Source organism: Paraburkholderia aromaticivorans, from assembly GCF_012689525.1.
Classification (GTDB): domain Bacteria; phylum Pseudomonadota; class Gammaproteobacteria; order Burkholderiales; family Burkholderiaceae; genus Paraburkholderia; species Paraburkholderia aromaticivorans_A.
In genome coordinates this window covers 3,351,028-3,370,760 of sequence record NZ_CP051515.1, presented here as the reverse complement: position 1 = coordinate 3,370,760, position 19,733 = coordinate 3,351,028, and the positions used below count along the sequence as shown (strand labels likewise).

The window sequence follows — 19,733 nt, the reverse complement described above, 5'->3', positions numbered from 1 at the left end:
GCCGAATGACACGCCAGTGCCGGTAGTTCATGCCGCAGAATAGGCGCACGGGAGCGCGTGGATCACGTGCGCGTCATCGCGCAGGATCGCACGCCGGTCGCGCGCTTAGCCGCGCGTGTCGACCCAGTGACGTGCCCAGCGTGCCGAGTGCTGCAAAGCCTGTTCTTCGTTCGTGAAGTAATCGAGCGAATAGAACTGGTAGCGCCCGTCGGTACGCGCGCTGTCGGCGCGTTCGAGCAACAGATTGGATGAAAAAGTGCCATCGGGCAAACGATGCGCCGAGGGTTTGACGGCATAGCCGTTGTAGTGATGAATATGTTTGTTTTGCATTTTATATTTTAATGATGTTCGAGTGCGCGCCTGCCTTGCGGACCCTTGTACGAGTCGCGCGGACGAGCTGATTCAAGCCATTGCGAGCCGAATCCTGACGCAGTCGGAAAGCGAAAAATGGGCGTTGAAGCCGGAGGAGAGAATGAGGTGCAACGAGGCGTTTGGCGCTCAGGCAAGCTGCTTGAATGACATGCAGCTCAAAGCGATACGCGCCAACTGTGGGAGACAAAGCTCCGCGAGGATGTCGCTGCAGCCCGATGTCCGTTGCCGGACACCGAGCCCTTCAAACTTACAGCGGCTTGATGTTAGCCGCTTGCAGACCCTTCGGGCCTTGCTTCGTTTCGAAGCTCACTTTCTGATTCTCAGCCAGCGTCTTGAAGCCGTCGCCGCTGATTTCGGAGAAGTGCGCGAACAGGTCGTCGCCGCCCTTGTCCGGAGTGATGAAGCCAAAGCCTTTGCTGTCGTTGAACCACTTAACGGTACCGGTATCCATGAAGAATCCTTGAGGTAAAAAATAGAAAGATGTGCTCTGTGAAAGAGCGTGTGAAGCGTCAAGGAGGGAGAGGACAACGAATACCGCTGAGGGAGCGAGACATTGATGAACAGCAATCGAACTTCTTGAACTTCGGGTGCCACAGTAACCGCGGGGGTGTATCAGCGTCAACACTTATCTTGTAACTGTTTTGCCGGGTGCGCGCGGGGCTTGTGCTGAGCGCTTGCAGATAGGGCCCTGGTTCCCGGCTTGCCGTGCCGCGCAGCGCGGCAAGCCGTTGGAGCGGCATCGCGTTTTCAGATGCCCACTTTGTGTGCAGTCAGGATCAGGCGCAATCCCAGCGCGGCGACTGCGCTCGCGGCGACGCGATCGACCCAGGCTTTCCACTGCAGGTAGATTTCGCGCGGCCGCTTGCTCGAAAAACACAACGCGACGACGGTGTACCAGCCGGCTTCGATAGCGAAGATCGCAGGCGGCAATGCAAAGTAGCACCACAGCGGCGGATGTTGCGGCAGCAGCGCCGCGAAAATACTGCCGTAATAGACGGCTGTCTTCGGATTGCTGAGTTGTGTGCTCAAGCCGATCCAGAAAGATTTGCGAGCATTGCCCGAGACCGCTTGCGAGGCATCGAAGGCGAGCGGTTTGGCGGCGCCGCGCCAGATTTTCGACGCGAGGTAGATCAGGTACAGCCCGCCTGCCACTTTCAGGCCGACGTAGAGCCATTCGACACTCGCCAGCAAGGTGTAGAGACCGAGCAACGCGATGCCGCTAAAGAACACGCCGCCGACGCCCATGCCGATGGCGGTAGCGAGACCATCGCCGCGCGACAGTCCGATCGCATTGCGGGCGACGATCACGAAGCTCGGTCCCGGACTCATGGCGCCTAACAGGAGTGCGGCGAGGATGGTGATGATGGCGGTTGAAGCGGTCATGGTCGAGTGTCTCCTATGCGCTAGCATGCTAGTCAGTAAAACATAACATGAGAGAAGGGGCTTTGCTTTTTTGCCCTTGCTGCGCGCTCATTTCTTGTCGATAAATATTGCCGCTTCTGCTCGCAGTCTGGATAAGCCAATCAGAATTGAAAAGCCCTGCATCGCGGACTAACCATTCGTTGCTGCAAGCAAAAGAAATTGGATGCTAGAATCGCTTTCCATACGCTGAAGCAGCCCCGAACCACGGGGCCAGACACGAGCGCAATTCGATCCGGTTGCCGACGAATTCCCCATAATCCAAGATTTATTGGGCATGATTTCCAGGTGCGAATTTTCCCGCATCGGGAGAGGCATCGCGAGTTCGATTCGCACTCGAGCTATCTGAATCACGCATAGGCTTCGCGTTGTTTAGCGAAGCCTTTTGTTTTTCTAACACGAGCATTATTAGCCGCGACACTGGTACGTTATGAAAGAGCCTGGGGAACAACGGCAGCTCGACTTCGATGGGAATGCGCGTGAGCGCCTGGTCGCATGGATCCGCCGACGCATGGACGAATACGGCATTACGATAGAAGCGCTCGCCGAAGCGATCGAAACCGATGCGGCCGCGACCCGGGCCGTGATGTATCGCGACGCCTACGGCAATACGTGGGACGGTCACGGTGATAAACCGGACTGGCTCGCGCGTGCAATTTACGCTGGACAGAACATCGATCATTTCCGTTGCTAAGGGCAGCGTCTGCCGCTTGCGTGCCAGTTGTCGCATGGCCAGCCGGCAGGTTCCTTTGCCGTTGATCGCATGCACGATCTGCCTTAAGATCGGCAGGTCGTTGCCGATTCCGTGCCCATTCATGTGGGCACATGCGGCACAGAACTGGAAGCTGCATGTCGTACGGTCGTCGAACTCCTTCATCTGAATTTCCTGCTTTTCGTTTCCCTGTCTGGCTCCGCTGTCTCGCGGTACTCGGCCTGTTGTGGCTGAATATCGGTGGGTCGTTTGGTGCGGCTCACGAGCCCGCACGGCAGCCGTCCGCTCGCGTGAACCGGCAGGTCGAGCCTTCCGCCAGGCACACGTCGAAAGCGAAAGCCAAACACTCGAGCAAAGCGAGGAAGCCCACCGAAATCGCGCGTGTTGCTTCGCGCCAGATCCGTCTACGTCGTCGACGAACGAACGCATGCCGTGCTCACCGAAAAGCAGGCCGACCGAGTCATGCCGATTGCTTCGGTATCCAAACTGATGACGGCGGTCGTGTCGTTCGATGCGAGGCATGCATTGAACGCACCGCTTAACGTTACCGTTCAGGACCACCGATCGCGATCAGGTGGTTTTACCCGGCGGCGGGCGGGCGAGCTTGAGTTATCACAACTCGAATGCGCTGGTGCGAGGCGGCGACCGCTCGATCGTGCTGCAGAAAACCGGCTTCATCAACGAGGCCGGGCACTGCGTCGTGGTGCGAATGAAGGTGCACGGCAGGCCGGTGGACATCGTGGTGTTGGGTGCGCCACGCGCGCACGATCACATTGCCGACGTGGTGAGAATCAGCTGCTGGCTGCGCTGTTCGCTGCGGTGAGCGGTATTCATCAGACAAGAAACCTGAAAAAAGACCAAAAAAAGCCCGCGCAAGGCGGGCTCAACTACTCGGAGTTTCGCGATCCAGTCGCTAGAAGGATCATGCTGAGTGTATGTGAAAGCTATATGAAAGTGTAGAAAAAACCGCTTCAAAGATCGAAAAATACGGTTTCCTTATCGCCTTGCATGTGGATATCGAAACGGTAAACGTTCGCCACATTCGGCTCGCGGCGCGCGATCAGCGTGTCGCGGCGGTCCGCTGGAACCGTTGCCAGCACGGGATCTTTCTCGTTCGCCGCGGCTTCGTCCTCGAAATAGACGCGCGTGAAGGTGTGCAGCAGCATGCCGCGCATGGTCAGAATCAGATTCAGATGCGGCGCTTCATCCGGACTGGCGCGGCCCGGTTTCACCGTCTCCACGACGAAGCGTTTGTGCGGATCCGTGCCGGTGCCGACGCGCGCGAAACCGCGGAAGCCGGTCTTGAGGATTTCCTCACGCGACTCCGGGAAGTGCCCGTCCGCGTCCACCTGCGAGACTTCGAGCATGGCGTCGCCAATGACCTTGCCGTCGCCGTCGAACACCTGCCCGACAAGCGTGATGTGTTCGCCGGCCGCTTCGCGGTCAGCCAGAACAGGCGTGAACAGGCTCTTGAATTCGAAGTCGTACTGCTGCGGGCACAGACCGTACGCGAAGTAAGGTCCAACCGTTTGCGAAGGCGTTTGCTTGAGAGTGGTCATGGCTTAGCGCTCCATCGGAGTTTCGTTATGGCCGCGCAGCACGATGTCGAAGTCGTAGCCGAGCGCATAGGCCTCTTGCGTGGTGTCGAGCGAGAAATCCGCGATCAGGCGGTCACGGGCGTGCTCCGGCGTACCCTGGAAAATCGGGTCGAACGCCAGCAGCGGGTCGCCGGGGAAGTACATCTGCGTGACGAGGCGCGAGCCGAAATGGTCGCCGAAGAGCGAGAAGTGGATATGGTTCGGACGCCAGGCATTCGGATGGTTGCCCCACGGATACGCGCCCGGCTTGATCGTCAGGAAACGATAGCGGCCTTCGTTGTCCGTGATGCAGCGGCCCGCGCCGAGGAAATTCGGGTCGAGCGGCGCGTCGTGCTGATCGGCCTTGTGCACATAGCGGCCGGCGGCGTTGGCTTGCCAGATTTCGACCAGCGTGTTGCGCACCGGGCGGTTGCCTTCGTCGAGCACACGGCCCGTCACGATGATGCGTTCGCCAAGCGGTTCGCCGTTACGCACGGCGTTACGTGTCAGGTCGTGGTCGAGCGCGCCGAGGTCTTCGGTGCCGTAGACCGGCACGCGCTGGTCGCGCAGCTTTTCCTTCAGCGGAATCAGCGGACGCGTCGGGCCGCGTTTGACCGACGAACCGTAGCCGGGGTAGACATAAGGCGGGTGGGACGGGAAGTCGCGCGCGCTGAGAAAGGAATCGTCCATCAGTGTCTCCTTCGAGGAATTGTGGGGTACGACGTTATGGAGAGACTTTATCCAACCTAAGAGGTTATGCAAAATGACGTTTTCGCCCTTTTCGTATAACCTGCCGTTATGCAACGCAGCCTCGCGGATAGCCGCGTCAAATTCCGTCATCTCCAGTGCTTTCTGGCCGTCGCGCAGTTCGGCAGCGTCCAGCGGGCGGCAAACAGCCTGTCGATCACCCAGCCCGCGGTCTCCAAGACCGTTGCCGAACTCGAAGCGATTCTCGGCGTGAAGCTGTTCGAGCGCGGCCGCCACGGCGCCGTGCCGACCCGTGAGGGGCAACTTTTCATGCCGCACGCGAGCGCCTGCGTCAGCGCTTTGCGCCAGGGTGTCGATCTGCTGGCGCGGGCGGAAGGCGCGGCCGCGGCCACGCTGGAAATCGGCATTTTGCCGACCGTCGCAGCGGCGTTGATACCGCCGGTGCTGAAGCAGTTCGCCGCGCTCTGGCCGCGCGTGATCGTGCGCCTCGCGACCGGCGCCAACCCGGAATTGCTCGAGCGCCTGAAAGCGGGCACGATCGAATTTGCGATCGGACGTCTGGCCGATCCCGAGCGGATGGTCGGGCTCAGTTTCGAGCAGCTCTTCAGCGAGCCGTTGATCGCGGTGGTACGCGCAGGGCATCCGTTGGCGGCGGGCACGGGTTTGCCGGCCACGTCGCTCGAGGATTTTCCGGTTGTGTTGCCGCCGTTCGGCACGTTGATCCGGCAATCGGCGGACAGCTTGTTGAGCGCATGGGGCGTGCCGCCGTTGTCGGCGTTCGTCGAGGTATTGTCGGTTTCGACGGGCCGCGCGTTGACGCTCGAGAACGGCGCGGTGTGGTTCGTCCCGCTGAGCGCGGTCGAATACGAGCTGGCGCACGGCATGCTGGTACGTTTGCCGTTGCCCTTCGCCGGCACCGGCGAGCCGGTCGGGTTGATTCGTCGCTCGGACACGCAGCCGTCGCCGGTCGGACGGGCGTTTATCGAGGCGGTGCGTGAGGTCGCGCAGCAGCGCATGGCGTCGAGTGCGGATAAGGCAACGGGTAAAAGGGTGCAGAAGCGGAGCCGCAAATAGGGCGTTTCGTACGCAATCGTGAATGGCTAGTGGCACGAAGCGTGGGGCGGCGCCATCGTGTGAACCATTCGGTACAAAATGAAGGTTGCGAACGCCCGGCCACTCGGTGTACAAACACGATGCAAAAGCCGTCGCGGGCCGCGATGCTGCGGCACACCACGTATGCGGTGTCACACTGCGGATGTGGCGGCGGCTTGCACCGAACACCAGAAATAGCGGGAACAGCGTCGAAAGACTGTAAAGGAGATTGCCATGCCCAGCGACTTGCCCACTCCAGACGCCGCGCTGCGCGCCGTGTCGGCGCCTGAGCACAATCCGCTCGGCACTGCCGGCCTCGAATTCGTGGAATTTGCCGCGCGCGATCCGCAGGCGCTCGGCGAAACCTTCACCCAACTCGGCTTCAAGGCGATTGCGCGGCATATCAGCAAGGACGTCACGCTCTATCGTCAGGGTGAGATGCAGTTCCTCATCAACGCCGAGCCGGACTCGTTCGCCGCGCGCTATGCGGAAGAATACGGCGCGGGCATCTGCGCGATCGGCATTCGCGTGGCGGACGCGCAGCGCGCCTTCGACCGCGCGATCGACCTCGGCGCATGGGCGTTCGAAGGCGAGAGGATCGGCACGGGCGAACTGCTGATTCCGGCGATTCAGGGCATCGGCGATTCGCATATCTATTTCGTCGACCGTTGGCGCGGCCGCGGCGGCCAGCGCGGCGGCCTCGGCGACATCTCGATCTTCGACATCGACTTCCGGCCCGTCGAAATCGACACAGCGCAGGCCGACCTGAACCATGCGGGCACCGGCCTCGTCGCCGTCGATCATCTGACGCAAACGGTCGGCGAAGGCCGGATGCAGGAATGGCTCGACTTCTATCGCGACCTGCTCAACTTCCGCGAGATTCACGAGTTGCACGCCAACTGGCATGTATCGGCGGAATCGCGCGTGATGGTGTCGCCGTGCGGCGCGATTCGCGTGCCCTTGTACGAGGAAGGCACGAGCCGGACCAACCTGATGCACGAGTATTTACCGGACCATCCGGGCGAAGGCGTGCAGCATATCGCCCTCGCGACCGACGACATTTTCGCGTGCGTCGAGCAGTTGCTCGCGGACGGCGTCGAATTCGTCGAGCCGCCGCAGCGCTATTACGAACAACTCGACGCGCGCCTGCCGGGTCATGGGCTCGATGTCGCGCGACTCAAGCGCACGCACGTGCTGGTGGACGGCGAGATTGGCGCGGACGGCGTGCCGCTGCTGTTTTTCCAGACCTTCGTGCGGCGCCGCGCCGGCGAAATTTTCTTCGAGATCGTGCAGCGCCAGGGTCACCATGGCTTCGGCGAAGGCAATCTGAGTGCACTAGCCAAAGCGCGCGAACAAGCCGGCGCTTGAGGCCTGACCCGACGCCGGCTTACCCGGTATCGGGCGGGCCGGCCAACGCGGGATTCACCGCGCTGTAGGCCGCGGCTTCGTGCAACAGCCACTCGCGAAAACTCGCCAGCGGCTTGCCATGACTCAACTCGGTTGGATAGACGAGGTAGTACGCCGAGTCGGCGACGGCGGGCGCATCGAGCGGAATCACGAGCCCGAGCTGGTCGAGCTGCGCATCGACGAAAAAGCGCGGCACCACTGCAATGCCGAGACCGGCCGCGGCCGCGCTGATCAGCATGGTGTGGAGTTCGTAGCGTACGCCCTGCATGGCCCGGTTGTCGTCGACGCCCACGCTGGCGAACCACGACGCCCAGCCGTCCGGCCGGGTGGTGGAGTGCAGCAGCGGATAATCCAGCAGATCGGCGGCGCTTTGAACGGGCCGCTCCAGCAGACTCGTCGCGCACACCGGCACGACCTCCTCGCTGAACAGGAAATCCGCCGACGTGCCCGGCCACGTGGGCTTGCCGTAGTGAATCGCGGCCTCGAAATGGGTCTCGGCGAACGGGAACGTGCCGGTTCGCACCCCCATGTTCACGCGCACGTCCGGATACTGCGTGTTGAATGCCGCGAGCCGCGGAATCAGCCATTGCGACGCGAAAGTCGGCAGCACCGCCAGTTCCAGATAACCGCCGCCGCTGCCGTGCGCGATGATGGACAGCGTGTCGCGATCGAGTTGTTCCAGCGAGCGCCGCACCTGCGCGCTATATACCTTGCCCGCCTTCGTCAAGACCACGCGCTGTTTGACGCGCACGAACAGCCGCACGCCAAGATTGCTCTCCAGTGTATTGATTTGCCGCGACACCGCGCTCTCGGTGAGGAAGAGTTCGCGCGCCGCATGCGTGAAGCTCTCGTGCCGCGCGGCGGCCTCGAAAGCGAGCAGCGCGCCCATGCTGGGGATCTTGAACTTTCGCATGTTGATTCCAGAAACGCATCAAGTGGCGATTTTATCTCGCTTTACGGCAGGCCGGCTAATTTGAATAATCATGCCTTCGACCATGCCGTTCTGTGCTTTTACATCCGCGCCGGCAGGTCTGTTCGACCATGTGATTCAGCGCCCGTAAAAGCCACGTAGAGAGCTGCTATGCAAAACATCAAGAATGCGAATGTTGAACAACTGCTGCTGAAGCTGCTCGGTGTGGACAAGACCACACGGCTCTTCGCGACGCTGAACCATCCGCGCATTCTGGACGAATGGGAGGACGGCATCGTCACGCGCGCCGAGCTCGCGCAGGCGATGAACATGGCGCTGTTCGAGGATCTGCTGGCGCGCTCGGCGAACGGCCGCCAGTACACCGAGGAGACGATCGCGGAGGGCGGCAGCGTGTACTTCGATCACGGCGCGTTGCGCACGGTGCGCTGGCCGCACAGCGGCGCGTTGCCGACGGGCGAAGCCGCGTTTGCGCGTATTCTTCGTCCGCTCGGCTTCAGCATCAACGGCCGCTATCCGCTCGACCGGCTCGGCATGACCGGCCGCGCGTGGGCGCATGACGACGCGCCCGATGAAATCGCGCAGTTCTTCGTCAGCGAATTGCATCCCGAGCGGTTCTCGGCGGCGTTTCAGCAGGCGGTGACCAACGTGATCGGCGCGTCGCTCGATCCGTTGACGCCGCGTGCCGTCGGCCAGTTGTGGGAGCTCGAGCGCGACGGCGTGCTGCCGCTCGACGCGGCGCACGAATTGCTGCCGGTGATCGTCGGCGCGTTTGCGCGCCAGCACGACACGCCACGCGAAGCCGATTACGAAGTATTGTTGAAGGAATCGGCAGAGATGGCGTGGATCGCCACGGAAGGCAACGCGTTCAACCATGCCACCGATCGCGTCGCGGACGTCTTTCAACTGTCCGACGACGAAAAGGCCAAGGGTCGTCCGATGAAACTGGAAGTGGAGCGCTCGCGATCGGGACGCGTGTTTCAGACTGCGTATCGTGCGGACCTCGTGCAGCGCGAGTTCCGCGCGGCTGACGGCGGCATCGTGACGCGTGAAGTGCCGGGCTCGTTCTACGAGTTCATCACGCGTAGGCGGACTTTTGATCAGGACGCGCGTCGTTGGGAAACGGACCTGCGTTTCGACGCGGGCAACGCACAGGGCATCTTCAAGATGACCGCGGGACAGGCTGCCTGAGCGCGAAGCGGCAGAGCAAGCACGAACGACGGGGAGCGCAGTGGGAACGTCATTTGATGAGGAACAGGGCGCGAGCGTCGATGAACTGCACGACGACGGCACTAGCGCATTGAAGCAGGCGCCGCACGTTGCCATGCCTTTCACCGGCACCGCCGCTGTGATGCAGGCGCTCGAAGCCGATTTGCGCAGCCACGTCCGCGGCGAAGTGCGCTTCGATCAGGGCTCGAAAGCGCTGTATGCGGCGGATGCGTCGAACTATCGGCAAGTGCCGCTCGCCGTCGTCGTGCCGGCGGATGTCGACGACCTGTTGGCCACGCTCGCCGCCTGCCGCCGCAACGACGTGCCGTTTCTCGCACGCGGCGGCGGCACGTCGCAGAACGGCCAATGCGTCAACGTCGCGGTGGTCGCCGACGCGAGCAAGTATGTGAACCGTGTCGTGTCGGTCGATCCAGTCGCGCGCGTCGCGATCGTCGAACCCGGCGTGGTCTGCGATACCTTGCGCGATGCCGCCGAACAGCACGGCCTCACTTTCGCCCCCGACCCGGCGACGCACAGCCGCTGCACGCTCGGCGGCATGATCGCCAACAACTCGTGCGGCGCGCATTCGGTGATGGCCGGCAAAACGGTCGAAAACGTCGAGGCACTGGAAATCGCGACCTTCGACGGCGCGCGTTTCTGGGTCGGTCCGACATCCGATCAGGAAGTCGAACGCATCATCGCCGAGGGCGGCCGCCAGGGCGAGATCTACGCCGCGTTGAAGCAGTTGCGCGACACCTACGCCGAGCAGATTCGCGCGAAATTCCCGCAGATCAAGCGGCGCGTGTCGGGCTTCAATCTCGATCAACTGCTGCCGGAAAACGGCTTCAACGTCGCGCGTGCTTTGGTCGGCACCGAGGGGACGTGCGCGCTCACCTTGCAGGCGAAAGTGCGGCTCGTGAAGAGTCCGGCGATGCGCGTGATCGTCGTGGTCGGCTTCACGGATATCTACACGGCGGCGGATGCTGTGCCGCTTTTCATGCGCTGCAATCCGATCGCCATCGAAGGACTCGACCGCGCGATCATTCGCGGTTTGCAGGCGCGCGGTTTGAAGAAGGACGAGATCGCGTTGCTGCCCGAAGGCGATGCATGGGTCGTGCTCGAATTCGGCGCGGACACGCAAGAGGCGGCGATGCTTGAAGCGCAAGCCGCCGCGGCTTACTTCTCTTCGGGCGAAGCCGGGCCGAACGTCTCGGCGATGCTCGTCGAAGATCGCGCGTTACAGGCCAAGGTGTGGTCGATCCGTGAGACGGGCGCGTCGGCGGTGGCGTTGTCGGTCGATTCCGGGACGCCGGACCCGATTGTCGGCTGGGAAGATGCAGCGGTCGATCCGCTGCGTCTAGGCGATTATCTGCGCGCGTTCCAGGCGCTGGTGGATCGCCATGGTTACGAGACGAGTCTCTACGGCCATTTCGGCGATGGCTGCGTGCACGCGCGCATTACCTTCGATCTACGCAGTGCGGAAGGTGTCGCGACGTGGCGCAAGTTTCTGCGCGAAGCGGCCGAACTGGTCGTCGAATTCGGCGGTTCGCTGTCGGGCGAACACGGCGACGGGCAGGCCAAGGCCGAGTTTCTGCCGATCATGTACGGCCCCGAGTTGATGCGGGCGATGGAGCAGTTCAAGGCGATCTGGGATCCGGCCAATCGTCTGAATCCGGGCAAGGTCGTGCACGCGTATCGCGCCGACGAGAACCTGCGCATGGGGCCGGCCTACAAGCCGGTCACGTTGCAAACCAGACTGACGTTTGCGAGCCAGGAAGGCGACGGTTTTCAGCGCGAGATCGAGCGATGCATCGGCATGGGCAAATGCCGCTCGCTCGAAGGCGGCACGATGTGCCCGAGTTATCGCGCGACACGCGAAGAGAAATATTCGACACGCGGCCGCGCGCATCTGTTCTGGGAAATGCTGCAAGGCGACGTGATCGCCGACGGCTGGCAAAGCCGCGAAGTGAAGGAAGCGCTCGATACATGCCTCGCATGCAAGGGCTGCAAATCCGATTGCCCGACGCATACGGACATGGCTTCATACAAGGCGGAATTTCTTTCGCATTACTACGAGACGAATCGTCGGCCACGGCAGGCGCTGTTCATGGGACGTATCGGCGAATGGGCGCCGTGGGCGGCGCGTTTTCCACGTCTGACGAACTTCATGACGTCGGCGCCGGGTTTGTCTTCGTTCGGCAAGTGGGTGGCCGGCGTGGCGCAAACGCGCGAACTGCCTCGATTCGCGGATGCCACATACAGGCAGATCGCTCGACGTTCGCCGCAAGCGGCGCGTGATGCTCGCGGCGACATGAAAAAAGTCATCCTGTGGGTCGATACGTTCAACGATCACTTCACGCCCGAGATCGCGCAGGCCGCTGCCGATGTTTTGAAGCAATTGGGCTGGCATGTCGTGTTGCCGAAGAACCGTTTGTGCTGCGGGCGTCCGCTGTACGACTTCGGGCTGCTCGAACGCGCGCGCGAACTGCTCACGCACATTCTCGACGACCTCGCGGACGATATCGCCGCCGGCGTGCCGCTAGTCGGTCTCGAACCGGGTTGCTTGTCGGTGTTCAAGGACGAATTGCTGAAGCAACTGCCCAATCATGCGTTGGCGAAGAAGCTGTCGGCGCAAACCTTCCTGTTCTCCGATTTCGTCGCCCGTCAGCCGTTCGATTGGCCGACGCTCGCCGCGGACGTGATCGTGCACGGACATTGTCATCAGAAGGCGCTGTTCGGCATGCAGGGCGATACCGCGCTGCTGAACAAGCTCGGCGTGAAATGGAAACTGCTCGATACGGGATGTTGCGGCATGGCCGGATCGTTCGGGTTCAACGCGGAGCACCACGCGCTGTCCACGAAGATCGGCGAAGACAAGCTATTTCCGGCGGTGCGTGCGGCGGCCACGGAGACGATCGTGTTGACCAACGGCTTCAGTTGCCGCGAACAGATCGAGCAGGGGACGGGGCGTCACGCAATGCATATCGCGCAACTCGCGCAGCGGGCGTTGGCGACGCGCTAAAGCGCCTTCAGGCGCGCTGACGCGCTTGCGTTACTTCTTTGTCGATTCGAGGGTGGCCGGCGCTTGCGGAATGTCGGCGCTGGTCGCCATCCACAACACTTCGGCGTCTTCTTCGCTCGTGGAGACCGCTGCGTGACCAGTGCGGCTGTCGAAGTAGAGACTGTCGCCGGCGTTCAGATGCGTCGGCGCATACAACTCCGAATAGAGGCAGACGCTGCCGCTGATCACATACAGAAACTCCTCACCTTCGTGACGGCCCCAGTCGTCGAAAGCATCGAGCGTGTGCGCGGAGATGCGGATACGAAACGGCAGCATCGCCTTGTGCGCGAGGTCAGTGGCAAGCAATTCCATCTGGTAGCCGCGATACGCGTGGCGCTGGCCTTCGTTCTTTCGGGTCAGCGCGCGGCGGCCACTGGCGCTCACTTTCGGCGTGGAGCCGAACAGCTCGCCGATTTCAATCTTCAGTCCGAGGACGATTTTCTGCAGCACGTCGAAAGTGGGGGACATCAGGCCGTTTTCGACCTTCGAGAGCGTCGAGCGGGACACGCCGCACAGGCGGCTGGCGGTTTCCAGCGTCAGGTCCTGCGCCTGGCGGGCCGCGCGGACGCGGCGGCCGAGGTCGGTGATGGACGGATCGGCGGATTTGGCGAGATGGGTGTCCATGGGGCTTGATGCTCTAAATGCGCGCTTGGAGGGACGATGTTGTTTCCGATAATAACATTTGAGGCGAGCGGCAAGTTTGGAGGCGAGAGTCAGGCGGTGGGGTGGTCGGCGGCGCTTTGAGCCGTCGCGCGTGGCCTGAGCGGCGAAGCGAATCGGCGAGATCGAAGTTCGCGTGCTTTTCTCATCGGAAACTTTGATTCTTGGCGGACGGGCGGCGCGCTGGCATTTATCGAGGAGTCGGGCAACGTGATTCCTCTTTTGACACCCGCTGTCTTCAGTCCAGTTGTGGCTGATGTGGCTGATTTAGCGCCGATCCCGGTCAGGCGTGACCCGAGCGTTCGCTGAATCGCTGTGTTGCAGCGTGCAGCGCCGCGCTCGGACTATCGAGCGGCCGTCTACCCTTCTGGACGAGGTCGGCGGCGGGCGCCATCCACGGATGAGCGAATGCGACAACGGTCGCGCCTGCCTCATACGCCGCATCGGCGGATGACGCGGTCGCTACGAGGCATGCTTGAATGTCCCCCTCTTTGAACAGCGCCCAAACGTGGCCAACGTGAACGATCTCCACCGACGCTGCGCTTTTGCCTGCGTGCTCCGCGAAGAGCCTCCTGGTCGACTCGATTGCTGATTCAGCGGCACACAATACGACGATTCTCCCGCCCACTTCTGCCGCCGCCGCAGCCAAAGCGACATCCGCCCGGACGATGGGCACAGGCGGACTCTTGATATCGGCCACGGCGGGCCCGAGCGTGGCGCAAGTGAGAATGACAGCGTCGGAATCGGCTGCCAGCGCGAGAAGACGCTGGTTTGTCTGGGCGCGCAACTCGTCCGAAAAGGTCCCCGTTTGGTCGATGGCCTCGCGAAGATCCGCTCTCGCTTCATGGTGAAGATCTTCGGCCCGCAGTCCAAGCGTTTTTGCTGCCTGCTCAAACACTTGGCGGTTTCCATCCATCGTATGCAGAAACGAAATACGCATTGCCGTATGCCTCGGTATCAGGTGTGTCGTGTCGACGCCGCTCCGTATTTCCACGCCGACGGGCGCCCCAATCGGTTCCGCTGCATTGTTGCAACGTCGGTGCGGGCTAACAAGGCAAGCTCCTCTACCGGTATCGCTGCTACCTCTCTCACGCGAGCGATCAGCGACGATATAGGCGCCTTATGGTCCGTTGTTCCGTGCATTCGAGAAGACCGTTGAGCCCTAATATCATCGGTCCGCATGCTGTTAGCTGTCATTTAGCTTGTATCCCGAACGTCGCCGGACGTCCGCAGACGTAGTAACGTATTGAAAATTTAACCTTTCGCCCCGTTACATTGATTCTTGAGGCGCATATGTCCACGGACACAGACACAATCACCGATGAACAGATCGCTGCAATCGCCGATCGCATGGTCGAAGAGGGCAGAAGAGTTTCGCCAGTGACAATCTGGAAAGAGGTTCGCGGCGGTTCGCTGGTGGCGATAGTCGCGGCCTTGCAACGCTGGCGCGAAGCGCGGCAGGCCGAAACACCGCAAGCGCAGGTCCAGCACGGATTGCCGGAGGGCCTCGCCGAAACGGTCATCAGCGCCGCGGATCGGATCTGGGCGGCGTCCCAACACGATGCGGAGAAGGCGTTCAATCAACGTCTCGCCGCGGTGAACCAGGACCTCGAAGCAGCCCTCGCGGAACGGGACGAAGCGCTTGCCGAGTATCAAAAGAGCATCGATGAAATCGAAACGGGGCGCAATCGTCTCAGCGCGCTGACGGACGCGCTGAGTGCGTCGGAAAGTGCGGCCCTACGCCTCGAAGCGGAACGCGCGACCGCCGCCGGTCGTGCCGAAGCGGCTGAAACGCACGTCGACGAACTGGTGCAGCGTGCGTCTGCACAAGGCGCCGAACTGGAAGGTATGAAGGCCTCGCTCGACGAGGAACGCGTCGCGCGTGAAGAGTTGGCCACGGCGCTGACCGGCAAAACCAATGAAGTCGCTCAGGTCACTCAGGAACGAGATCAGGCGCGGCACGAGGCCGCGACATTGAGCGATGCCTGTCAGGCGAAGACGGAGGAGGCGACGCGATTCGCGCAAGACGCGAGCGCGGCCACGTCGCGCGCTGAAGCGGCGGAGGCACGCATCGAGGAATTCGTGCAGCGCGCGTCCGTGGACCAGGCCAAACTGGAAGCGTCGAACGCGTTGCTTGAAGAGGAACGCAAGGCACGCGAAGGGCTGGCCGCGGTTGTCACGAGCAAGAACGATGAAGTAACGCGAGTCACGCAGGAACGCGATCACGCTCAGCAGGAAATCGCCGCGTTGCGCGACGCCCATGAGGCGAAGTCGCAAGAAGTGACGCAATGGTCGCAAGAGGCGAGCGCCGCGTCGTCGCGTGCACAAGCCGCAGAGGCGCGCGTGGAAGAACTCACGCGGCGTGTGTCGTTGCAAGATGACGACCTGGAATCTGCGAAGGTATCGATCGAAGAGGAACGCCGGGCACGCGAGGAATTGGCTTCGATCGTCTCCGTCACGAACGATGAGATGACGCAAGTCGCTCAAGAGCGTGATCTTGCGCTGGAGGAAATCACATCGCTGCGCGACGCCTATGAGGCCAAGTCGCACGAGGCGAACGCTGCTGCGTCACGCGCGAAAACGGCAGAGGCGCGCGTGGCAGAACTCACGCAACGCGTGTCGTCGCAAGATGCCAGCCTGGAAGCCACGAAGGCGTCGCTTGAAGAGGAACGCAAGGCACGTCAAGAATTGGCCTCGGCTGTCTCCCGCAAAACCAACGAAATAACGCGAGTCACTCAGGAGCGCGACCAGGCGCTGCAGCAAGTCGCGACGTTGGACGCCGCGTATCAGGCGAGCTCGCAGGAAGCGGCACGATGGTCGCAGGAAGCGAGCACGGCGACGTCACGCGCTCAAGCCGCAGAGACACGTGTAGAAGAACTCGAACAGCGTGCATCGGTGGATCATGCCAATCTGACAGCGACGAACGCGTTGCTGGAAGAGGAGCGTAAAGCACGTGAAGAGTTGACAGCGGTTGTCTCAGCCAGGAACGACGATGTAACGCGAGTCACTCAGGAACACGATCAAACGCGACAGCAGTTCGCCACTTTGCGTGACGCCCATCAGGCGAAGTCGGAAGAAGCGACGCGACTGTCCGAGGAGTTGAGCGCGGCAACGTCGCGCGCGCAAGCAGCCGAAGCACGCGTAGAGGAACTCGCGCAGCGCGCAACATCGCAAGCTGCCGAACAGCAAGCCGCGACGGCTTTGCTAGAGGAAGAACGCAAGGCACGAGCGGAGTTGGCCGCAGCGATATCAAGCAAGAACGATGAAATAGCGCGAGCCACTGAGGAACGCGATCAAGCCCAGCAGCAGATCGCAACGCTGAGCAGCGCCTATCAAGCCAAGGAAGAAGAATCGGCACGGTTGTCGGCGGAGTTGAGCGCGGCTTCATCGCACGCAAAAGCCGCTGAAACGCAGGCAAGCGAGAACCACGCACAGTTCGTCGCAGTGGAAGCTGAGTTGAAACAAGCCCGCGCTGTGCTGACAGCAGAGCGCGAGGCAGCCGAAGCGCGGGCCGAGGAAACGTCGGCCCAACTCAGCGAGTTGCAGCGCGTCACGCGTGAACTGGACGAGGCGCGGGAGCAGATCAGCGCCGTGACCGAGGCGAAGACACTCGTCAGCGCGAACCTCGCTCGGCTATCGCAGGATGCGTCCGCCGTAAGGGAACGCGCAGAGGCCGCCGAACGCCATGTCGTGCAACTGGAGCAGCGCGTCGCGGCGCAAACTGCGGCCATCGCGCAACACACTCAGCGCGCCCAGCAGCTAGCAGCCCGCGCCGAGGAGAACGACAGTACGGAGGAGGTCGCGGCATTGCAACGTCAAGTGTCGACGCAAGCCAAAGCCCAAGCAAAGGCCATGAGCGAGCTTCGCACGACGGCGGAACAGTGGGTCGCGCACGCAAAAGACCTCAAACAACGGCTCGGCCTGGCAAGCGAGAAGATCTTGTTCATCGACGCACGCAGCACCGGCGAGGTGGCACTTGTCAGGCGGCTTTCATCCGAACTGGAGCGGCTCAAACCGGATCACGAATTGATCTCCAGGGAGATGCAGCAAAAACTGATCGCCGCGACGATGACGCACCAACTTGCGCAGAAGGGCTACCGTTATGATCCAGCGACGGCGGTAATGTCGAAGGTCGCGACCTGACGTGTGCCGTCGGTCAGAGGCTTGGTAAACAAAGGCGCGCGCATGCGACGCGCGCCCCATGAATCCAACGCTTACGGCGCGACCGGCTTGCCCGACGCGTCCTTCACTTTCTGTTTCCACTGCGCGCGGATTTCAGCCGTCACGGATTCCGGCAGCGAAATGTAGTCGAGATCATCCGCCGCCTTGCCGCCGTTCTTGAACGCCCAATCGAAAAACTTCAGCGTTTCGGCGCCTTGCGGTGCTTTGTCCTGCGTCGTGTGCAACAGCACGAACGTCGCACCGACCACGGGCCACGCGTTCTTGCCCGGCTCGTTCGTCAGGATCTGGTAGAACGACTTCGACCAGTCCGCGCCCGCTGCCGCTGCCTTGAAGGTGTCAGTCGCCGGTACGACCACCGTACCCGCTGCATTTTTCAGCGCAGCATAGGTCATATGGTTCTGCTTCGCATACGCCCACTCGACGTAGCCGATCGCGCCGGGCAGACGCTGCACGAAAGCGGCAACGCCGTCGTTACCCTTGCCGCCCGTCCCCGTCGGCCAGCTCACCGTCGCGCCTTCGCCCACTTTCGACTTCCACTCCGGGCTCACTTTGGACAGGTAATTCGTCCAGATGAAGCTCGTGCCCGAGCCATCGGCACGGCGAACCACGGCGATGTCGGTATCCGGTAGCTTGATTTTCGGGTTCAGCGCGACGATCGCCGGATCGTTCCACTTCTTGATCTTGCCCAGATAGATACCGCCGAGCACTTCGCCCGACAGCACCAGTTCGCCGGCCTTCACGCCCGGCACGTTGATTGCCGGCACCACGCCGCCGACCACCGTCGGGAACTGGAACAGGCCGTCCTTGGCCAGTTCGTCGTCTTTGAGCGGAGCGTCCGAGCCGGCGAAATCCACGGTCTTCGCAATGATCTGCTTGATGCCGCCCGACGAGCCGATGCCCTGATAGTTGACCTTGCCGCCGCCGGTCTTTTGATAGGCGTCGGCCCATTTCGTATAGATCGGTGCGGCGAAGGTACTGCCCGCGCCGGTGATGTCGGCGGCATGTGCGGCGCTGGCACACAGCGCACACACAGCCAGCGTAAGTTGCTTGAGATTCATGGCGAGACTCCTCATGGCGATGCGATCGCCTTCGATGGGCTGCAACTTAAGGGTGAAATATGACGTTCTTGTGACTACTCAAATTAAATGATCCGCTTGCCTAACCTTAAGCATTTGCTAAGTCGACGTCGTGAAAACTAGCGGGTTAACCTTCTTTCGATCGGCCGCGATATGCTCAGGCCTTTGATTCCGGTTCAATCTGTGCGGCGCGTGGAGTTGGAATCGTATGGCGATCACCACGGTTCTGATTTCGGCCGCCAGATTGCTGGATAGGCCAATCCCGCATGGGAAGCAAACGCTGAATGACCTATGAAATCTGATCTGCTACTGCAAACCTACGGCGCGGACCCGTCCGGCATGGTCTGCGGCTTTCTTTTTTCTTCGACTCGCGCCGGCCGCTCTGTCGACGCCGACGAAGTCGTCGAATGGCTCCGGGCCCACGACGCAAACGGCCCAGCGAAGGAAGGCAGCGAGTTTCTCTGGCTTCACTTCAATCTGGCGCATAGTGCCAGCGAACGCTGGATGAGAGCCCAGCTCGATTTGCCCGAGACGTTTTTCGACGCACTGCGCGAAGGCTCGCACTCGACGCGTATCGAACATGCGGACGGCGCACTTCGCGCGGTCGTGAACGACGTCATGTTCAATCTCGAGTTCACGCCCTCCGAGATTGCGACGCTGTGGATTTACGCGAATCAGCGGATCATCGTGACCGCGCGTCTCAAGCCACTGCGTTCGGTCGACCGATTGCGCGCCTCCGTTCGGGAGGGCGAAGTATTCAGGTCGCCAGCGGAATTGCTGGTTCACCTGATGCATGACCAGGCTGACCTGTTGGTGCAGATCGTCCGGCGAACCAGCGCCGACGTCGACCGGATCGAGGACCGGTTCCTGTCGCAGCGGCCGACACAGAACCGGATCGACCTGGGCGCAATGCGTCGTATGCTGACGCGCTTACAGCGCATGCTCGCGCCTGAACCCGGCGCGATCTTCCGTCTGCTCGCAAGGCCGCCGCGCTGGCTTCATTCGGAGGACGTACAGGACCTGCGCGAGTCGACGGAAGAGTTTTCCGTGGTTCTCTCCGATGTGGCCGGGCTGATCGAACGGGTCAGACTGTTGCAGGAGGAAATCATCTCCCGCCTCGAAGAGCAGAACAACCGCACGCTGTTTACGCTCACGCTGGTGACGGTTCTGGCTATGCCGATCAATATCGTCGCGGGTTTTTTCGGCATGAATGTGGGCGGTATTCCGCTCGCTGAAAACCGGCACGGCTTCTGGGTGATGGTGTTACTCGTCGCCGGCTTTACGGGGCTCGCGGGATGGTGGGCCTTTCGTCGACGCAAGGAACGATAAG

17 protein-coding genes and 1 pseudogene are annotated in these 19,733 nt (G+C 61.7%); 9 read left to right on the top strand and 9 right to left on the bottom strand.

Going from position 1 to position 19,733, the window contains the following annotated elements; translation table 11 throughout:
• Nucleotides 1–105: 105 nt before the first annotated feature.
• The 3 genes from HF916_RS26890 to HF916_RS26880 form a co-directional block, all read right to left on the bottom strand.
• Nucleotides 106–330 (bottom strand): hypothetical protein, encoded by a 225-nt coding sequence (locus HF916_RS26890; protein WP_168791768.1) that lies wholly within the window; start codon nucleotides 328–330, stop codon nucleotides 106–108.
• 289 nt (nucleotides 331–619) lie between these two features.
• The gene (locus HF916_RS26885; protein ID WP_012428559.1) at nucleotides 620–823 is read right to left on the bottom strand and encodes a cold-shock protein; all 204 of its coding nucleotides are present in this window, start codon (nucleotides 821–823) and stop codon (nucleotides 620–622) included.
• A 296-nt stretch (nucleotides 824–1,119) separates the two neighbouring features.
• Nucleotides 1,120–1,755 carry a LysE family translocator gene (locus tag HF916_RS26880; protein ID WP_168791767.1) on the bottom strand — a complete coding sequence of 212 codons (636 nt, stop codon included), beginning with the start codon at nucleotides 1,753–1,755 and terminating at the stop codon, nucleotides 1,120–1,122.
• 466 nt (nucleotides 1,756–2,221) lie between these two features.
• On the opposite strand from HF916_RS26880, the gene HF916_RS26875 reads away from it, so the two are divergent.
• The 3 genes and pseudogenes from HF916_RS26875 (at nucleotide 2,222) to HF916_RS52095 (ending at nucleotide 3,326) form a co-directional block, all read left to right on the top strand.
• The gene (locus HF916_RS26875; protein ID WP_168791766.1) at nucleotides 2,222–2,485 is read left to right on the top strand and encodes an H-NS family nucleoid-associated regulatory protein; all 264 of its coding nucleotides are present in this window, start codon (nucleotides 2,222–2,224) and stop codon (nucleotides 2,483–2,485) included.
• 399 nt (nucleotides 2,486–2,884) lie between these two features.
• Nucleotides 2,885–3,022, top strand: a pseudogene (locus tag HF916_RS52100) (serine hydrolase); the annotation flags it as partial.
• 85 nt (nucleotides 3,023–3,107) lie between these two features.
• Nucleotides 3,108–3,326, top strand: a complete 219-nt coding sequence (locus HF916_RS52095; RefSeq protein WP_431311418.1) for a hypothetical protein — start codon at nucleotides 3,108–3,110, stop codon at nucleotides 3,324–3,326.
• Between the two features lie 148 nt (nucleotides 3,327–3,474).
• Here HF916_RS52095 and pcaG read toward each other — a convergent pair whose 3' ends face one another.
• On the bottom strand, nucleotides 3,475–4,062 hold the full coding sequence (gene pcaG, locus HF916_RS26865; protein WP_168791765.1) for a protocatechuate 3,4-dioxygenase subunit alpha: 588 nt from the start codon (nucleotides 4,060–4,062) through the stop codon (nucleotides 3,475–3,477).
• Between the two features lie 3 nt (nucleotides 4,063–4,065).
• Entirely contained in the window at nucleotides 4,066–4,770 is a 705-nt protein-coding gene (pcaH, locus tag HF916_RS26860; RefSeq protein WP_168791764.1) for a protocatechuate 3,4-dioxygenase subunit beta, read from the bottom strand.
• A 108-nt stretch (nucleotides 4,771–4,878) separates the two neighbouring features.
• Here pcaH and pcaQ point away from each other — a divergent pair, with 108 nt between their 5' ends.
• Together pcaQ and HF916_RS26850 are read left to right on the top strand one after the other, a co-directional pair.
• Entirely contained in the window at nucleotides 4,879–5,862 is a 984-nt protein-coding gene (gene pcaQ / locus HF916_RS26855) for a pca operon transcription factor PcaQ (RefSeq protein WP_168791763.1), read from the top strand.
• Between the two features lie 252 nt (nucleotides 5,863–6,114).
• Nucleotides 6,115–7,248 (top strand): 4-hydroxyphenylpyruvate dioxygenase family protein, encoded by a 1,134-nt coding sequence (locus HF916_RS26850; RefSeq protein WP_168791762.1) that lies wholly within the window; start codon nucleotides 6,115–6,117, stop codon nucleotides 7,246–7,248.
• A gap of 19 nt (nucleotides 7,249–7,267) precedes the next feature.
• Here the strand turns inward: HF916_RS26850 and HF916_RS26845 are convergent, their stop codons facing one another.
• On the bottom strand, nucleotides 7,268–8,200 hold the full coding sequence (locus HF916_RS26845; RefSeq protein WP_168791761.1) for a LysR substrate-binding domain-containing protein: 933 nt from the start codon (nucleotides 8,198–8,200) through the stop codon (nucleotides 7,268–7,270).
• A 168-nt stretch (nucleotides 8,201–8,368) separates the two neighbouring features.
• Here HF916_RS26845 and HF916_RS26840 point away from each other — a divergent pair, with 168 nt between their 5' ends.
• Complete coding sequence (locus tag HF916_RS26840) at nucleotides 8,369–9,406, top strand: DUF1338 domain-containing protein (protein ID WP_168791760.1); 1,038 nt, start codon at nucleotides 8,369–8,371, stop codon at nucleotides 9,404–9,406.
• Nucleotides 9,407–9,446: 40 nt separating this feature from the next.
• On the top strand, nucleotides 9,447–12,446 hold the full coding sequence (locus HF916_RS26835; protein ID WP_168791759.1) for an FAD-binding and (Fe-S)-binding domain-containing protein: 3,000 nt from the start codon (nucleotides 9,447–9,449) through the stop codon (nucleotides 12,444–12,446).
• Nucleotides 12,447–12,476: 30 nt separating this feature from the next.
• On the opposite strand, the gene HF916_RS26830 is transcribed toward HF916_RS26835, so the two are convergent.
• Both HF916_RS26830 and HF916_RS26825 read right to left on the bottom strand, forming a co-directional pair.
• A complete protein-coding gene (locus HF916_RS26830; RefSeq protein WP_168791758.1) occupies nucleotides 12,477–13,109 on the bottom strand; it encodes a helix-turn-helix domain-containing protein in 633 nt (210 codons plus the stop codon).
• A 319-nt stretch (nucleotides 13,110–13,428) separates the two neighbouring features.
• The gene (locus tag HF916_RS26825; RefSeq protein WP_240975515.1) at nucleotides 13,429–14,043 is read right to left on the bottom strand and encodes an arylsulfatase; all 615 of its coding nucleotides are present in this window, start codon (nucleotides 14,041–14,043) and stop codon (nucleotides 13,429–13,431) included.
• Between the two features lie 395 nt (nucleotides 14,044–14,438).
• Between HF916_RS26825 and HF916_RS26820 the strand changes: the two genes are divergently transcribed.
• Nucleotides 14,439–17,288 carry a DNA-binding protein gene (locus tag HF916_RS26820; RefSeq protein WP_168791756.1) on the top strand — a complete coding sequence of 950 codons (2,850 nt, stop codon included), beginning with the start codon at nucleotides 14,439–14,441 and terminating at the stop codon, nucleotides 17,286–17,288.
• Nucleotides 17,289–17,359: 71 nt separating this feature from the next.
• Here HF916_RS26820 and pstS read toward each other — a convergent pair whose 3' ends face one another.
• Complete coding sequence (gene pstS, locus HF916_RS26815) at nucleotides 17,360–18,385, bottom strand: phosphate ABC transporter substrate-binding protein PstS (protein ID WP_168791755.1); 1,026 nt, start codon at nucleotides 18,383–18,385, stop codon at nucleotides 17,360–17,362.
• 309 nt (nucleotides 18,386–18,694) lie between these two features.
• On the opposite strand from pstS, the gene HF916_RS26810 reads away from it, so the two are divergent.
• Nucleotides 18,695–19,732 carry a transporter gene (locus HF916_RS26810; protein WP_168791754.1) on the top strand — a complete coding sequence of 346 codons (1,038 nt, stop codon included), beginning with the start codon at nucleotides 18,695–18,697 and terminating at the stop codon, nucleotides 19,730–19,732.
• Nucleotide 19,733 lies beyond the last annotated feature (1 nt).

What these genes read in the sequence shown, in the direction of transcription:
- pcaH (WP_168791764.1), bottom strand. Translation starts at nt 4,770, where the DNA reads ATGGACGATTCCTTTCTCAGCGCGCGCGACTTCCCGTCCCACCCGCCT.
- HF916_RS26845 (WP_168791761.1), bottom strand. Translation starts at nt 8,200, where the DNA reads ATGCGAAAGTTCAAGATCCCCAGCATGGGCGCGCTGCTCGCTTTCGAG.
- HF916_RS26850 (WP_168791762.1), top strand. Translation starts at nt 6,115, where the DNA reads ATGCCCAGCGACTTGCCCACTCCAGACGCCGCGCTGCGCGCCGTGTCG.
- HF916_RS26830 (WP_168791758.1), bottom strand. Translation starts at nt 13,109, where the DNA reads ATGGACACCCATCTCGCCAAATCCGCCGATCCGTCCATCACCGACCTC.
- HF916_RS26885 (WP_012428559.1), bottom strand. Translation starts at nt 823, where the DNA reads ATGGATACCGGTACCGTTAAGTGGTTCAACGACAGCAAAGGCTTTGGC.
- HF916_RS26840 (WP_168791760.1), top strand. Translation starts at nt 8,369, where the DNA reads ATGCAAAACATCAAGAATGCGAATGTTGAACAACTGCTGCTGAAGCTG.
- pcaG (WP_168791765.1), bottom strand. Translation starts at nt 4,062, where the DNA reads ATGACCACTCTCAAGCAAACGCCTTCGCAAACGGTTGGACCTTACTTC.
- HF916_RS26880 (WP_168791767.1), bottom strand. Translation starts at nt 1,755, where the DNA reads ATGACCGCTTCAACCGCCATCATCACCATCCTCGCCGCACTCCTGTTA.
- HF916_RS26820 (WP_168791756.1), top strand. Translation starts at nt 14,439, where the DNA reads ATGTCCACGGACACAGACACAATCACCGATGAACAGATCGCTGCAATC.
- pstS (WP_168791755.1), bottom strand. Translation starts at nt 18,385, where the DNA reads ATGAATCTCAAGCAACTTACGCTGGCTGTGTGTGCGCTGTGTGCCAGC.
- HF916_RS26810 (WP_168791754.1), top strand. Translation starts at nt 18,695, where the DNA reads ATGAAATCTGATCTGCTACTGCAAACCTACGGCGCGGACCCGTCCGGC.
- HF916_RS26875 (WP_168791766.1), top strand. Translation starts at nt 2,222, where the DNA reads ATGAAAGAGCCTGGGGAACAACGGCAGCTCGACTTCGATGGGAATGCG.
- HF916_RS26890 (WP_168791768.1), bottom strand. Translation starts at nt 330, where the DNA reads ATGCAAAACAAACATATTCATCACTACAACGGCTATGCCGTCAAACCC.
- pcaQ (WP_168791763.1), top strand. Translation starts at nt 4,879, where the DNA reads ATGCAACGCAGCCTCGCGGATAGCCGCGTCAAATTCCGTCATCTCCAG.